This window comes from Streptomyces sp. JLYT201 (assembly GCF_059448825.1).
Genome location: NZ_CM182551.1, coordinates 7,363,614 through 7,378,044 on the forward strand (window position 1 = coordinate 7,363,614; position 14,431 = coordinate 7,378,044).

General features: G+C 73.3%; 13 protein-coding genes. 7 read left to right on the plus strand and 6 right to left on the minus strand.

The genetic code is table 11. The annotated features are described in order from the left end of the window. Window positions 1-95: 95 nt before the first annotated feature. Both AC5WAM_RS31205 and AC5WAM_RS31210 read left to right on the plus strand, forming a co-directional pair. Window positions 96-728, plus strand: coding sequence for a nucleoside/nucleotide kinase family protein (locus tag AC5WAM_RS31205; RefSeq protein WP_495519577.1), 633 nt, complete (start codon window positions 96-98; stop codon window positions 726-728). A gap of 225 nt (window positions 729-953) precedes the next feature. Continuing rightward, a complete protein-coding gene (locus tag AC5WAM_RS31210; protein WP_138959110.1) occupies window positions 954-1,373 on the plus strand; it encodes a CBS domain-containing protein in 420 nt (139 codons plus the stop codon). Window positions 1,374-1,395: 22 nt separating this feature from the next. Here AC5WAM_RS31210 and corA read toward each other — a convergent pair whose 3' ends face one another. From corA to AC5WAM_RS31225, 3 genes are all read right to left on the minus strand, one after another. Then, window positions 1,396-2,550, minus strand: coding sequence for a magnesium/cobalt transporter CorA (gene corA, locus AC5WAM_RS31215; RefSeq protein WP_495519578.1), 1,155 nt, complete (start codon window positions 2,548-2,550; stop codon window positions 1,396-1,398). A 101-nt stretch (window positions 2,551-2,651) separates the two neighbouring features. Next, window positions 2,652-3,716 carry a carbohydrate kinase family protein gene (locus tag AC5WAM_RS31220; protein ID WP_495519579.1) on the minus strand — a complete coding sequence of 355 codons (1,065 nt, stop codon included), beginning with the start codon at window positions 3,714-3,716 and terminating at the stop codon, window positions 2,652-2,654. Further along, window positions 3,713-4,663: a pseudouridine-5'-phosphate glycosidase gene (locus AC5WAM_RS31225; protein ID WP_495519580.1), complete on the minus strand. Its 951-nt coding sequence runs from the start codon at window positions 4,661-4,663 to the stop codon at window positions 3,713-3,715. The genes AC5WAM_RS31220 and AC5WAM_RS31225 overlap by 4 nt, the downstream gene beginning before the upstream one ends. Before the next feature lie 59 nt (window positions 4,664-4,722). On the opposite strand from AC5WAM_RS31225, the gene AC5WAM_RS31230 reads away from it, so the two are divergent. After that, on the plus strand, window positions 4,723-5,091 hold the full coding sequence (locus tag AC5WAM_RS31230; RefSeq protein ID WP_366790656.1) for a cupin domain-containing protein: 369 nt from the start codon (window positions 4,723-4,725) through the stop codon (window positions 5,089-5,091). Between the two features lie 202 nt (window positions 5,092-5,293). On the opposite strand, the gene AC5WAM_RS31235 is transcribed toward AC5WAM_RS31230, so the two are convergent. The 3 genes from AC5WAM_RS31235 to AC5WAM_RS31245 form a co-directional block, all read right to left on the minus strand. After that, complete coding sequence (locus AC5WAM_RS31235) at window positions 5,294-6,574, minus strand: MFS transporter (protein WP_495523679.1); 1,281 nt, start codon at window positions 6,572-6,574, stop codon at window positions 5,294-5,296. Between the two features lie 184 nt (window positions 6,575-6,758). After that, entirely contained in the window at window positions 6,759-7,337 is a 579-nt protein-coding gene (locus AC5WAM_RS31240; protein WP_495519581.1) for a methylated-DNA--[protein]-cysteine S-methyltransferase, read from the minus strand. Between the two features lie 40 nt (window positions 7,338-7,377). After that, window positions 7,378-8,280, minus strand: coding sequence for a glycerophosphodiester phosphodiesterase (locus AC5WAM_RS31245; RefSeq protein ID WP_495519582.1), 903 nt, complete (start codon window positions 8,278-8,280; stop codon window positions 7,378-7,380). Window positions 8,281-8,553: 273 nt separating this feature from the next. Between AC5WAM_RS31245 and AC5WAM_RS31250 the strand changes: the two genes are divergently transcribed. The 4 genes from AC5WAM_RS31250 to AC5WAM_RS31265 all read left to right on the plus strand — a co-directional run bounded on the left by AC5WAM_RS31250 (window position 8,554) and on the right by AC5WAM_RS31265 (window position 14,415). Continuing rightward, window positions 8,554-9,441: an MHYT domain-containing protein gene (locus AC5WAM_RS31250; protein ID WP_366790652.1), complete on the plus strand. Its 888-nt coding sequence runs from the start codon at window positions 8,554-8,556 to the stop codon at window positions 9,439-9,441. A gap of 51 nt (window positions 9,442-9,492) precedes the next feature. After that, window positions 9,493-11,637, plus strand: a complete 2,145-nt coding sequence (gene uvrB / locus AC5WAM_RS31255; RefSeq protein WP_366790651.1) for an excinuclease ABC subunit UvrB — start codon at window positions 9,493-9,495, stop codon at window positions 11,635-11,637. A gap of 148 nt (window positions 11,638-11,785) precedes the next feature. Continuing rightward, window positions 11,786-12,364, plus strand: a complete 579-nt coding sequence (locus AC5WAM_RS31260; protein ID WP_172387537.1) for a TerD family protein — start codon at window positions 11,786-11,788, stop codon at window positions 12,362-12,364. Window positions 12,365-12,444: 80 nt separating this feature from the next. Then, window positions 12,445-14,415, plus strand: coding sequence for a TerD family protein (locus AC5WAM_RS31265; RefSeq protein WP_495519583.1), 1,971 nt, complete (start codon window positions 12,445-12,447; stop codon window positions 14,413-14,415). Window positions 14,416-14,431 lie beyond the last annotated feature (16 nt).

Below are 14,431 nucleotides of genomic sequence, written 5' to 3' on the forward strand. Positions count from 1 at the left end.
GGTATCCTTCCGCCCGGCGAGGTGCCGCACGCCGCCCGCGCCCCCGTGCCCACCCGCACCGCGGCGCGCCCTTGGCGGGCGGGCATCATGGCCCCGTGCGACTCGAAGCGATCACCTGGGAACGGCTCACCGACGCCCTCGCCGACCGGCTCCTGGAACTGGCGCCCGCGGACGGCGGCGACTGGCCGCGCGTCGCCTTCGACGGCGCTCCCGCGGCCCGGCCCGGTGACCTCGCCGAGCGGGTCGCCGACGCGCTGCGCGTGCGCGGGCGGTCCGCGCTCGTCGTCGGCACCCAGGGGTTCCTGCGGCCCGCCTCGCTGCGGTTCGAGTACGGCCACGAGGACGTCGAGGCCTACTACAGCGGCTGGTTCGACACGGGCGCCCTCTGGCGCGAGGTCTTCGGACCGCTGGACCCCGGCGGCACCGGCCGGATCCTGCCCGACCTGTGGGACCCGGCCGCCGACCGTGCCACGCGCAGCCCGTACGTCCAACTCCCGCCGGGAGGGCTGCTGTTGCTGCACGGCCCCTTGCTGCTCGGTCATTGGTTCCCCTTCGATCTGACGGTGCACGTACGGCTCTCCCCGGGCGCCCTGCACCGGCGCACGGCCCCCGAGGAGCGGTGGACGCTCCCGGCCTTCGAGCGCTACGAGGCCGAGCGCGACCCCACGGCCGCCGCCGACGTGACCGTACGGGCCGACGACCCCCGGCATCCGGCGTGGAACGGCTGACCCGCCGCGGCGCCACCGCGGCACCGACCCGCCGCGGCGCCACCGTGGCACCGACCCGCCGTGGCGCCGCGCCGCCCCGGCGCGGCCGCCGGGTGCAGACCGGCTGCGGGTGCAGCCGTCCGGCGCGGCGGTGACAATGAGGTCGTCGGGGCTGAACGAGGTCGTCGGTACCAGCGGTGCCCCCGCGCCGCGCCGCGCCGGTCGTCCGGCACCGGGAGGTACGTCATGACCACCGCCGCAGACATCATGCACCGCGGGGCCCAGTGGATCCCCGCCCACGAGACCCTGGACCGCGCCGCGCAGCTGATGCGCCAGCTGGACGTGGGCGCCCTGCCCATCAGCGACGAGAACGAGCGGCTGTGTGGCATCCTCACCGACCGCGACATCGTCGTCCGCTGCGTGGCGATGGGGCACGACCCGGCCAAGGTCACCGCGGGCGAACTCGCCCAGGGCACCCCGCGCTGGATCGCCTCGGACGCCGGTGTCGACGCCGTCCTGGAGGAGATGCAGGGCCACCAGATCCGCAGGCTCCCCGTGATCGAGGACAAGCGCCTCGTCGGGATGATCAGCGAGGCCGATCTCGCCAAGCACCTGACGGAGGAGCAGCTCGCGGCCTGGTGCGAGAGCGTCTACGCCAAGGGCTGACGCTTCCCTTCCCGGGGGCGCCTCACAGCCAGCCGTTGCGCCTGAAGCCCCGGTACAGCACGACGCACCCCGTGGCGATCACCCCCATGACGAGCGCGTAGCCGAACCGCCAGTGCAGCTCGGGCATGTGGTCGAAGTTCATGCCGTAGATGCCGCAGATCATCGTCGGGACGGCCACTATGGCGGCCCACGCCGTGATCTTCCGGGTGGCGTCGTTCTGCGCGACCGTCACCTGGGCGAGGTGGGCCTGGAGGATCGAGTTGAGGAGTTCGTCGAAGGCGGCTATCTGCTCGGCGACCCGCTTGAGGTGGTCGTCCACGTCGCGGAAGTACGCCTGTATCTCCGGGGCGATGACGCGGATCGGCTGGGTGGCGAGCACCTGGAGGGGGCGGCCGAGGGGCACCACCGCGCGCTTCAGCTCCAGCAGCTCCCGCTTGAGCTGATAGATGCGGCCGGGGTCGGCCGTGCGTGCCCCGGTGGCGGAGAACACCTCCGACTCGACCGCGTCGATGTCCTCCTGCACCGCCTCCGTCACATCGAGGTAGTCGTCGACGACCTGGTCCGCGATCGCGTGCAGCACCGCGGCCGGTCCCTGCGCGAGCTGCTCGGGCGTCGCTTCGAGCTGTTCGCGCAGCGGGCCGAGGGAGCCGTGCCTGCCGTGCCGCACGGTGATCACGAACTCGCGGCCGACGAAGACCATGATCTCGCCGGTGTCCACCACCTCGCTGGTCGCGGTCAGTTCGGCGTGCTCGACGTAGCAGACGGTCTTGAACACGGCGAACAGCGTCTGGTCATAGCGCTCGACCTTCGGCCGCTGATGGGCGTGGACCGCGTCCTCGACCGCCAGCGGATGCAGGCCGAACAGCTCGGCGATGCCGGCGAACTCCGGCTCCGTGGGCTCGTGCAGACCGAGCCAGACGAAGCCGTCGTCGTCCTTGCGGACCTGGGCCACGGCCTCGACGAGGTCACCGTCGCCCGCCGCGGTCTGCCGCACCCCCTTTCTGTACGTCACGCACTTCACGACCGAGGAACCCAGGGGGGAGCGCGCGGGGTGGCTCAGATCGACGCGCGGGCCGCGCCGGGTCAGGCGGGCCACCTTCTGCAGGCCGCGCACGCTCCTCAGGCTCCCGACCTTGCGGAAGCCGCTCACCTTCCGCAAGTTGCTCCCCATCGACATGTGCGGCTCCTCGCGCTGGACTTGAGGGACAAGTCTGCCAGTCCGGCCCTGACCGCGTTGGGGCCTGTGGGATCGGAGGATTCCGGTCCGGGTCGTCGCCGTTACGCCTGCCCACCGCCGTGCTGCGGAATCTTCGGCGCGGGCTGCGCCCCGGGCGGGGGTGCGGGCCGAACCCCGGGCAGGAGCGCGGGCCGGGCCCCTGGTGGAGGTGCGGGCTGGGCCCTGGGCGGGGGTGCGGCCCGGGCCTCGGGTGGGAGTGCGGGCCGCGCCCCCACCCGTGACACCGCCCGCGCCCCGGCCCCACAGCCCTCGGCCACCGCGTCGCACAGCTTCGCGCCCGCGAGCCGCGAGGCGATGAACGCGCCGGTGAACGCGTCGCCCGCGCCCGTGGAGTCCCGGGCCTCCACCCGTTCCGCGGGCACGCGCACCCGCACCTCCCCGTCCCGCGCGGCCAGCGCGCCCGCGCGGCCCGACTTGACCACCACCGTGGGGAAGCGGCGGCTCAGGGCCCGCGCCGCGTCCGCCGCCCGCGAAAGGCCCGTGAGCAGCTCCGCCTCGTCCCGGCTCGGCAGCAGCACGTCCACGCCGGCGCACCACGCCAGGAAGCGGTCCGGGCCGTGCCGCGCCAGGAAGCCCGCCGACGCCGGGTCCACGCTCACCGTCACTCCGCGCGCCCGCGCCGCGCCGAGCGCCGCCCGCGCGGCCGCCCGGCTGGCATCGGCGAAGAACAAGTAGCCGGACAGGTGCAGCCAGCCCACGCCGTCGAGCAGCTCCGGCGACCAGTCGGCGGGGTCCAGGCGCAGTGACGCCCCGCTGTCCGTGAGGAAGGTCCGCTCCGCCGTGCCGCCGCCCGCGTCGACCAGGCTGATCACGGTGCCGGTGGGGGCGTCGGGGTCGACGACGAGATGGGGCAGGACGGCCGCCCCGGCCAGGTGCTCCTCGTGCCAGGCCGCCGCGTCGGCGCCCACGCGCCCCAGGAAGCGTACGTCCCGGTGCCCCCAACAGGCGGCCCAGCACGCGACGTTGGCGCCCGCGCCGCCCGGCACCGTCCGGATCGCGGCCTCCGTGTCGGTGCCGGACGTCAAGGGGGTGCGATGCCGGGCGACGATGTCCGTGACGACGTCCCCGACGACCAGCAGGCCCTGGGGGCGGTCCCCGCCCGTCATCCCTCGGCCCACGCGGCCGCGATCCGCGCGGCCAGGCGTACGTTGCCCCGTACGGCCGCCAAGTTCGCCTCCAGGGAGGCCCCTTCGGTGTGCCGCACCAGGTGGTCGAGGAGGAACGGCGTCACCGCCTGACCTGTCACGCCCCGCGCGTCGCACTCCCGTAGCGCCTCATCGAGTACGCGCGCGTGGAGCGCGGGATCGAGCTGCTCCTCCTGGGGCACGGGGTTCGCCACGACGAGCGCCGACTCCGGCCCGGCCAGCGCGTCCTGCGCCCGCATCACGCCCGCCACCTCGTCCGGCGTACGCAGCGTCCAGTCCACGGGGTGCCCGGAGTCGGCGAGGTAGAAGCCGGGGAAGCGCTCCGTCCGGTACCCGGCGACCGCGACGCCCAGCGTCTCCAGGCGCTGCAGCGTGGCCGCCACGTCCAGGATCGACTTCACCCCCGCGCACACCACCGTGATCCGGGTGCGCGCGAGCAGCCCGAGGTCCGCGGACTCGTCCTGGGTCGCCGTCCACTCCCGGTGCACCCCGCCGAGCCCGCCCGTGGCGAACACCCGCAGGCCCGCGCGGGCGGCGAGCAGGGCCGTCGCCGACACCGTCGTGGCCCCGCAGGCGCCCGTGGCGACGGCCAGGGGCAGATCGCGGTGGCCCAGCTTCCGGATGTCGTCCTGCCCGGCGACCCGTTCCAGCTGCTCCTTGTCGAGACCGACACGGGGGCGGCCGTCCAGGACGGCGATCGTCGCGGGGACGGCGCCCTCCTCGCGCACGGCCGCTTCCAGTTCGAGCGCCACGCGCAGGTTGCGCGGGCGCGGCAGGCCGTGCGCGATGATCGTGGACTCCAGGGCCACGACCGGCCGCCGTCGTGCGAGAGCCGTCTGTACCTCGTCGGACACCACCAACACGGGTCTGCCTCCTGCCAGTCGGGTCGCCTTCGCTCCCGGGGTCATCCCCTGGGTTCATCCCTGGCGGGCGGTGTGCCGCGGCAAACCCATTAGGGTGACCGGCCATGACCACGAATGATCAGAGCGTTGCCTCATTTGCCGTGCACATCCCGGATGTCGACCTGGAGGAGGAGCCGCTGGACCCGGAGCAGATCGTCTCCGGCACCCCGGTGGTCACCGGCAAGGTCCTGTGGGAGTCCGCCGACGGCAAGCAGCTGCGCGGCGTCTGGCAGATCACGCCGGGCGTGGTGACCGACACCGAGGCCGACGAGCTGTTCGTGGTCGTCAGCGGGCGCGCCACCATCGAGGTGGAGGGCGGCGGCGTCATCGAGGTCGGCCCTGGCGACGCGGCCTTCCTGCGCGAGGGCGACCGCACGACGTGGACCGTCCACGAGACGCTGCGCAAGGCGTACCACATCACGCTGGGCGACTAGGGCCTGTCCGGTAGTGGGACACCGGCTCCAGTGTCCGATCACGCCGGGTGTCCGATCACGCCGGGTGGCCGGGTGGCCGGGTGGCCGGGTGGCCGGGTGGTCGGCTGGTCGGGCGGCCGGGCCCGTCCGACGGTGGCGCGCCCCTCCCGCGGAGACCGGGGCGCCGCACGCTGTCGGCGGTCCCGCCCTCCCCGGCCTGGCCTCACGCCGCGGGCTCGGCCGCCCGTGCCCCGCGGCCCAACAGGGCGAGGGCCGCCAGCGGCAGGAGCAGGAGCGCCGCCGCGAGGTTGAGCCAGCCGTAGCTCGCCCGCGCGACCACGAGTCCCGCGACCGCGCCGCCGACGCCCGCCGCCGCGTTCATCGTCAGGTCCGACAGGCCCTGCGCGGCGGCGCGCGCGGCGGGCGGCACGGAGTCGGTGAGCAGCGCGGAGCCGGACACCAGGCCCGCCGACCAGCCGAGGCCGAGCAGGAACAGGCCCGCCGCGGTCTGCGCGTGGTTGCCGCCCGCGGTGCCCGCGAGCAGCGCGGAGACGGCGAGCAGCCCCACGCACAGGCCGATGACGCTGAGCCGCCCGAGCCGGTCCGCGAGCCGCCCCATCACCGGTGAGAACGCGTACATGCCCGCGATGTGCCCGCTGATCACCAGGCCGATCAGATCGATGCTCGCCCCGTGGTGACCGAGGTCGACCGGTGTCATCGACATGATCGAGACCATCGCGGTGTGCGCGATGACGAGGGTCGCCAGGGCGAGCCGGGCCCGCCCCGAGGCGGCGACGGCGGCGACGCCGGCCCGCAGCCCTCCGCTCGCCTTCGTGGTGTCCGTGTCGGGATCCAGGGCGCGTGCGGTCAGGAGCGGGTCCGGGCGCAGCAGCGCGGCCACGACGACCGCCGAGATCAGGAACACCCCGGCCGCCCACACGAACGCCCCCGAGGCCTTGGGGATGCCGAGCGCGGACACGCTGTGCCCCGCGGGCGCGGCGAGGTTCGGGCCGATCACCGCGCCGATCGTCGTGGCCCACACGACGTTCGAGATGGCTCGGGCCCTGGTGCTCGGCTCGGCCAGGTCGGCGGCGGCGAACCGCGCCTGGAGGTTCGCCGCGGAGGCCGCGCCGAACGCGGCCATGCCCACGAGGAGCAGCGGAAAGCTCTCGACGGCCGCGGCCACGACGACGACCGAGGCGCCCAACGCGCCGATCAGGTACGCCAGGACGAGACCGGCACGGCGGCCCCGCGCCGTCATCAGCGAAGCCAGCGGCACCGAGAGGAGGGCGGTCCCCGCGACGGTCGCGGTGGGCGCGAGGCCGGACAGCGACTCGGTGCCGCTGACCTCCTTGGCGAGCACGGCGGCGAGGGCGACGCCGGTGGCGATGCCGAGCCCGCCGAGGATCTGGCTGGTGACCAGGACCGCGGCGACACGGCGGCGCAGGGCGGGCAGGTCGGCCACGTCGACGGGCCCGACGGCCGCCCGCTCGGTCGCGGTCATCGCTCGCCCGCCGGGGCCGTGGCCGACGGGGTGCCGGTCCGCGGCTGCTGTGCCGGGTGCGGCACACATCTCCGGAGGGACGGGGGACATGGGGATATGGAGGATGTGGTCACGCGCGCAGTGTGTCAGCAGGCACGGACCCACCGACACGGCTCGTCCTGTCAGCGCCTTCGCCCGCTCGGCCTCAGAACAGCGGCTCGGGCAGGACCCCCTCCAGGGCCAGCAGCCGTCGCTTGGTCTCCAGGCCGCCGCCGAAGCCCCCGATGCCGCCGTCGCTCTCGACCACGCGGTGGCAGGGCACCACGACCGGCAGCGGGTTGGAGCCCATCGCCATGCCCACGGCCTGGGCCGCTCCGGGCTGGCCGACGCGGCGGGCGAGGTCTCCATAGCCCACGACCGCCCCGTACGGGACGCCCGCCGCCAGCTCGCGCAGCACCTGCCGGTTGAAGCCGGAGATCAGCGACCAGTCCAGCGGCAGCTCGAAGTCGCGCAGCCGACCGGCGAAATAGGCCTCCAGCTGGCGTATGGGCTCCGCGAGCAGCGGGGAGGAGGGCGCCTCGACCGGCTCGGCGCCCAGCCGGGAGCCGAGCCGGTCGAGGGCCTTGTCCCGCACGTCGTCGGTGGCGTGGAAGACGACGTTGACCAGGCCGGTCGCCGTCGCGGCGAGCAGCAGCGGGCCGATGTCGCTGGCGACGACGGCCCAGACCGGGCCCGGCCGCCCGTCCTGCCGCTGCTCCTGCTGGGTGTGCCCCGTGGCGTTCATGGACACCACCGTACGACCGGGCACTGACAACGCCGCCCGGTCAGTCGCGGAGCGCCGCGCGCACCAAGTCGGGCTTGTTGGTGATGATGCCGTTCACTCCGAAGTCCGCGACCCGCCGCGCGGCCGCGGCCTCGTCGACGGTCCAGGTGAAGATCTCCAGCGGCTTGCCGTGCGGGCCCTTGAGGTCCTGGATCTCGCCCACGTAGTCGTCGGAGATGGACGTGTGAGTGGAGTTGATCTGGTCGGCGAACCGCGCGTACGCCGGTAGCTCGGCGACGGCGGGCGTCCCCAGGAAGCCGGTCTTGACGTCCGGGCGCTGCGCGTGCACCTGCCGGACGCTGTCCGCGCTGAAGCTCTGGACGACCAGCTCGTGCTTCACGTGGTGGCGGTCGAGCCAGCCCGTCTCGCGCAGCACCCGCAGGGTCTCGCGCTCGATGCCGGGGTACAGCTCCGGCTTCTTGATCTCCAGGACGAGCCGCTGGCCGTTCTCCGTGAGGCGGTTCATGTACTGCGTGAGGGTCGGCACGCGCGCGCCCTTGTACTTGGCGCTGAACCAGCTGCCCGCGTCGAGCTGCGCGATCTCCTGGGCGGTGAAGTCCTTGACCTTCCAGGGGGCGCGGTCGGGGAAGACCTCCTCGACGTTCGTCGTCCGCTTCAGGTTGTCGTCGTGCACGACGACGAGCACGCCGTCCTTGGTGCGCTGCACGTCGTTCTCGACCCAGCGGAAGCCGAGCTCGTCGGCCTTGTCGATGGCGGCGAGGGTGTTCTCGGGGGCGTAGGCGGAGGCCCCGCGGTGGGCGACGACCAGCGGCTCGTCGTGCGCGGCGGCCGCCCGGACGCGGGTCTCCTGGGCGGGTGTCTCGGCGGCGGCGGTGGAGGGGAGTACCAGGGCGCCCGCCCCCAGGAGGGCGGCGGTCGTGGCGGCGGCTGCGCGTGCGGGCACGGCTTCTCCTCGCGTAGAGCTCGGGGGACCCCGAGAGCGTGACAGTGCACGGCCAACTACGGACAGGTGCAGGATGGCCACAGGCTGAACACCAACCCCCCATGTGGGGACCCCGCGCGCGGAAGCCGTGTTTCTTTGCCGGAAAATCGTTCGTACGTTCCTGGAAGGGCCCTACCCTCGCCTCAGCCGACGCTCCGTCACCCGCCGGTCGCACCGGGGGCGGCCGGGGTGTTCCGGGACATTGGCGTACGACAGGCGGAAGGGCTGGCGCTCATGGAGGGCACCGTCGACGGCTTCAGCTACGGGCTCGTCACACCCGTGGTCGCCTACCTCATGGCCTGTCTCGGCGGGGCGCTCGGACTGCGCTGCACCACGAGATCGCTGCTCGTCGCCCACTCCTGGCGGCCGGGCTGGCTCGCCCTGGGCTCCGCCGCCATCGGCTCCGGCATCTGGACCATGCACTTCATCGCCATGATGGGATTCACCGTCAAGGAGACCCCCATCACCTACGACCGGCTGACCACCTTCGCCAGCCTCGCCGTCGCCATCGTCATGGTCGGCGTCGGGATCTTCATCGTCGGCTACCGGGGCGCCAAAGGGACAGCCCTGTTCACCGGGGGCACCATCACCGGCCTGGGCATCGCGTCGATGCACTATCTGGGAATGGCCGGAATGCGCCTTGGCGGCAGGCTCCAGTACAACACCTTCACCGTCGCCGCCTCCGTGGTGATCGCCGTGGTCGCGGCCATCGCCGCGCTGTGGGCCGCCGGACAGGTCCGGGGCTTCCTGTGGAGCCTCGGCGCCAGCCTGGTCATGGGCCTCGCCGTCAGCGGCATGCACTACACCGGCATGGCCGCCGTCAGCGTCCACCTGCACAGCACCCCGAGCCCGTCGCCCGGGGGCTCGTCGGCCGAGCTGCTCGCGCCCCTCATGATCGGCCCGCTGGCCTTCCTGCTGCTCGCGGGCGTGGTCATGATGGTCGACCCGATGATGATGCTGGGCAAGGCCGACCTGAAGGCCGCCGCGCGGCCACGCACCCCCTCCTATCCCGTGCCGCGCTCGGGCGAGAGGCAGTACGGGCACGTCGGCCGCAGGTCACCGGGGCGGCCGGGCCGCAGGAGCCGCCGCAGGCCGGGGGCGCGCGCCCCACAGAAGTGGTGAGCGCACCGACGGGAAGCGGCATTGTCAGTGCGGAGTCGTACGGTGGATCCCATGCGGCCCGTATCGAAGATCGAACGCACGGTGGCGCCTTTCGAGGTCGTCAGCCCGTTCCAGCCCAGTGGCGACCAGCCGGCCGCCATTGCCGAGCTGGAGAAGCGCATCCGCGCAGGTGAGAAGGATGTCGTCCTGCTCGGCGCGACCGGCACCGGCAAGTCGGCCACCACCGCGTGGATGATCGAGAAGCTCCAGCGCCCGACCCTCGTCATGGCGCCGAACAAAACCCTGGCCGCCCAGCTGGCGAACGAGTTCCGAGAGCTCCTGCCGAACAACGCGGTGGAGTACTTCGTCTCCTACTACGACTACTACCAGCCCGAGGCGTACGTCCCGCAGTCGGACACGTACATCGAGAAGGACTCCTCGATCAACGAGGAGGTGGAGCGCCTGCGCCACTCCGCGACGAACTCGCTGCTCACCCGCCGCGACGTCGTCGTGGTCGCCTCCGTCTCCTGCATCTACGGCCTCGGCACCCCGCAGGAGTACGTCGACCGTATGGTGCCGCTCAAGGTCGGCGAGGAGATCGACCGCGACCAGCTCCTGCGCCGCTTCGTCGACATCCAGTACACGCGCAACGACCTCGCCTTCACCCGGGGCACGTTCCGCGTCCGCGGCGACACCATCGAGATCTTCCCGGTCTACGAGGAACTGGCCGTGCGCATCGAGATGTTCGGCGACGAGATCGAGGCGCTGTCCACGCTCCACCCGCTCACCGGCGAGGTCATCAGCGACGACGACCACCTCTACGTCTTCCCGGCCTCGCACTACGTGGCGGGCCCCGAGCGCATGGCGAAGGCGGTCGACGGCATCGAGAAGGAGCTCGCCGAGCGCCTCGCGGAGCTGGAGAAGCAGGGCAAGATGCTGGAGGCCCAGCGTCTGCGCATGCGCACGACGTACGACCTGGAGATGCTCCGCCAGATCGGCTCCTGCTCCGGCGTCGAGAACTACTCGATGCACTTCGACGGCCGCGACCCCGGCACCCCGCCGCACACCCTGCTCGACTACTTCCCGGACGACTTCCTGCTCGTCCTCGACGAGTCGCACGTCACCGTCCCCCAGATCGGCGCCATGTACGAGGGCGACGCCTCCCGCAAGCGCACCCTCGTCGACCACGGCTTCCGGCTCCCCTCCGCGCTGGACAACCGCCCCCTGAAGTGGGAGGAGTTCCAGGAGCGCATCGGGCAGACCGTCTATCTGTCGGCGACCCCGGGCGCGTACGAGCTGTCCCGCTCGGACGGGCACGTGGAGCAGATCATCCGCCCCACCGGACTCGTCGACCCGGAGGTCGTCGTCAAGTCCACCGAGGGGCAGATCGACGACCTGGTGCACGAGATCCGCAAGCGCACCGAGAAGGACGAGCGCGTCCTCGTCACCACCCTCACCAAGAAGATGGCCGAGGACCTCACGGACTACTTCCTCGAACTGGGCATCCAGGTCCGCTATCTGCACAGCGACGTCGACACCCTGCGCCGCGTCGAGCTCCTGCGCGAGCTGCGGGCCGGCGAGTACGACGTCCTGGTCGGCATCAACCTCCTGCGCGAGGGCCTCGACCTGCCCGAGGTCTCCCTGGTGGCGATCCTCGACGCCGACAAGGAGGGCTTCCTGCGCTCCGGCACCTCGCTGATCCAGACCATCGGCCGCGCCGCGCGCAACGTCTCCGGTCAGGTCCATATGTACGCCGACAAGATCACCCCGGCGATGGAGAAGGCCATCGACGAGACCAACCGCCGCCGGGAGAAGCAGATCGCGTACAACAAGGAGCGGGGCATCGACCCGCAGCCCCTCCGCAAGAAGATCAACGACATCGTGTCGTCGATCGCGCGTGAGGAGGTCGACACCGAGCAGCTCCTCGGCACGAACTACCGCAAGGCGAAGGACGGCAAGGGCGCCAAGGCCCCGGTGCCCTCGCTCGGCAAGGCGGCCGCCGGGGCGCCCGCCAAGGCGGGGAAGAAGTCCGCCAAGGACAAGCAGGTGCCCACGGACAAGCCCGCCACCGAGCTGGCCGCGCAGATCGAGGAGATGACCGAGCGGATGCGCGCCGCCGCCGCGGACCTCCAGTTCGAGATCGCCGCGCGGCTGCGCGACGAGGTGTCGGAGATGAAGAAGGAACTGCGGCAGATGAAGGAGGCGGGCCTGGCATAGCGGAGAACGGTCCGGACGTCGCGGTGTGTTGCAACACCGACACAATGTGCGGACCGAGCTGCGGCGCGCTGGACACCGCTGCATAGGGTGATGGGGCGGCCGCCGGAAGGCGGCGGCCGCCCTGGGGAGTTCGAGAAGGGGACAGCGCGTGACGGTCAACATGACCAAGGGCCAGGCCATCAGCCTGCAGAAGAACGACGGGGGCGCCCTGACCGCGGTGCGCATGGGCCTCGGCTGGAAGGCCGCCCCGCGGCGCGGCCTGTTCGGCACCCGCACGCGTGAGATCGACCTGGACGCGTCCGCCGTCCTGTTCGCCGACAAGCAGCCCGTGGACGTGGTGTTCTTCCGCCACCTCGTCAGCGACGACGGCTCCGTGCGGCACACCGGGGACAATCTGGTCGGCGGCGTCGGCCAGGGCGGCGACGACGAGGCCATCCTCGTCGACCTCCAGCGGGTCCCGGTCCACATCGACCAGATCATCTTCACGGTGAACTCCTTCACCGGCCAGACGTTCCAGGAGGTGCAGAACGCCTTCTGCCGCCTGGTCGACGAGACCAACGGACAGGAGCTCGCCCGCTACACCCTGGACGGCGGCGGCCAGTACACCGCCCAGATCATGGCCAAGGTCCACCGCGCGGGCACCGGCTGGCAGATGACGGCCCTCGGCAGCCCGGCCAACGGCCGCACCTTCCAGGACCTGATGCCGGCGATCCTGCCGCACCTGTAGCGCCCGACCCGGCCGTCCCCGGACGGCGGTCCGCACGTACGAAGGCCCGGTGAGGGGGCCGACAAGGGGGAACGAACGCGATGACGGCCGAGCTGGTCAGGGGGCAGAACCACCCGCTTCCCGGCACCCGCCTAGAGGTCCGGGTGTCGGCCGCCCAACCGGTCGTCGCCGGCGCCACGCTCAGCGACGACCGGCGCAAGGTGCGCGGCACCTCCTGGGTCGCCCACCCCGGAGCGCCCACCCTGCCGGGCCTCGAGGTGTCCCGGCAGGCCGCGGCCGACCACCGCCTCGCCGTCGACCTCGACGCGCTGCCGGACGACGCCCACCAGGTCAACGTCCTGCTGGCGCTGCCCGTCGGCGTCGCGGGCCCGGCCAGCTTCGGTGCCGTCGCCGCGCCGTTCGTCGCCGTCACCGGCCTCGACGGCACCGAGATCGCCAGCTACACCCTCACGGACCTCACCGCCGAATCTGCCGTCGTCGCCCTGGAGCTGTACCGCAGGCAGGGTGCCTGGAAGGTGCGCGCCGTCGGCCAGGGCTACGCGGGCGGCCTCGCCGAGATGCTCACCGACCAGGGCCTGCCCCAGGCCCAGGACCTCGCGGCGACCATCAACGAAGCGGTGGCCCAGGGCCTCGCCCGCTCCGTCGCCGCGCCCCCGCCCCGCCCGGCGGACGAGGCCCGGGTGCGGGCCGCCGCCCAGGGCCACACGGCGCCCGGCGCCGGCTCGCCCGCCCCGCAGGGCGACCCCGCCGTCCCCCACCCCGTCCCGCCCGCCCCACCACAGCCGGGCCCGCCCGCGCCGGGCGAGGGCGCCCCGGTCCAGCCCGGCGACGGCGGCTCCGTCGACTACACCCACCCCCGCCGCCAGACCAGCGCGCCCCCGCCGCCCCCGCCCGCCGTGCCGGCCGCCACACCCGGGCAGCCCGCGCAGCCCGTCGCGGGCGACGCCACTGGCTGGTCCCTGGAGGAGCGCCTGTACAACCAGGTGTGGGGCATGTTCGAGGACCTGGCCCGCACCACGGCGGCCTACCGCAGCGCCGTCGACTTCGCCGACTCGCGCAGGGAGCAGGAGCTCGACAAGGTCCTCTCCGACCCGCGCAGCCGCATCGGCGGCGCGGGCGACGCCGCGCGCGAGACCGCCCGCGCCAAGCACGGTGACCTCGTGGACCAGGCCAGGGCCGCGCTCGACCGCGACCTGGCCCAGCTCGCCGCCGAGGCGGACGTCGTGGAGCCCGCGCTGCCCCCGGCCTTCGCCGACTGGTCGAGCCCCGTCTGGCACGCCTACCGCGCCCCCATGGAGATCCCCATGGCCGTGCGCCTCGGCGGACTCCATCTGCCCGAGCGCCCTGACCTGCGCATCCCCATGCTGGTGCGGCTGCCCCTGGAGCGCGGCCTGTGGATCGACAGCGGCCGCTCGGGCACCGACTCGCTCGCGGACGCCGACTCCCTGCGCCGCCTCGCCCTGGACAGCGCCGTCGCGCACGCCGCGCGCCTGCTGGCCGTCTATCCGCCCGGTGAGTTCACCGTGCACGTCATCGACCCGGCGGGCACCGGCGCGAGTGCGTTCGCCCCGCTCGTGGCCTCCGGGGCCCTCGACGAGCCGCCCGCCTCCGGCGCCGCGGGCACCGGCGCGGTCCTCACCCGGCTCACCCAGCGGGTGGACCTGCTGCAGATGGCCGTCCGCGGCGGCGTCACCTCGTCCCTGCCGCCGGATCTCGACACCGGCGAGCACCTCCTGGTGGTCCATGACTTCCCGCACGGCTTCGACGACCGTGCCGTGACCCAGCTGCGCTATCTGGCCGACGAGGGCCCGGCCGTCGGCGTCCACCTGATGATGGTCGCCGACCGCGAGGACGCCCGGGAGTACGGCCCGCTGCTCGACCCGCTGTGGCGCGCGCTCCTGCGGCTGACCCCGGTGCCCGACGACCACCTCGCCGACCCCTGGGTGGGCCACGCGTGGACGTACGAGCCGCCGCTGGCACCCACCGGCAGCGAGGTCCTCCAGCACGTCCTGGAGGGCGTGGGCACGGCCCGGCGCACGGGCAGCCGCTGAGCCCTCCCGCCCAGGC

Bases quoted from the DNA above. Each gene is read 5' to 3' on its own strand.
- AC5WAM_RS31210 (WP_138959110.1), top strand. From the start codon at position 954: ATGACCACCGCCGCAGACATCATGCACCGCGGGGCCCAGTGGATCCCC.
- corA (WP_495519578.1), bottom strand. From the start codon at position 2,550: ATGTCGATGGGGAGCAACTTGCGGAAGGTGAGCGGCTTCCGCAAGGTC.
- AC5WAM_RS31220 (WP_495519579.1), bottom strand. From the start codon at position 3,716: ATGACGGGCGGGGACCGCCCCCAGGGCCTGCTGGTCGTCGGGGACGTC.
- AC5WAM_RS31225 (WP_495519580.1), bottom strand. From the start codon at position 4,663: ATGACCCCGGGAGCGAAGGCGACCCGACTGGCAGGAGGCAGACCCGTG.
- AC5WAM_RS31230 (WP_366790656.1), top strand. From the start codon at position 4,723: ATGACCACGAATGATCAGAGCGTTGCCTCATTTGCCGTGCACATCCCG.
- AC5WAM_RS31235 (WP_495523679.1), bottom strand. From the start codon at position 6,574: ATGACCGCGACCGAGCGGGCGGCCGTCGGGCCCGTCGACGTGGCCGAC.
- AC5WAM_RS31240 (WP_495519581.1), bottom strand. From the start codon at position 7,337: ATGAACGCCACGGGGCACACCCAGCAGGAGCAGCGGCAGGACGGGCGG.
- AC5WAM_RS31250 (WP_366790652.1), top strand. From the start codon at position 8,554: ATGGAGGGCACCGTCGACGGCTTCAGCTACGGGCTCGTCACACCCGTG.
- uvrB (WP_366790651.1), top strand. From the start codon at position 9,493: ATGCGGCCCGTATCGAAGATCGAACGCACGGTGGCGCCTTTCGAGGTC.
- AC5WAM_RS31265 (WP_495519583.1), top strand. From the start codon at position 12,445: ATGACGGCCGAGCTGGTCAGGGGGCAGAACCACCCGCTTCCCGGCACC.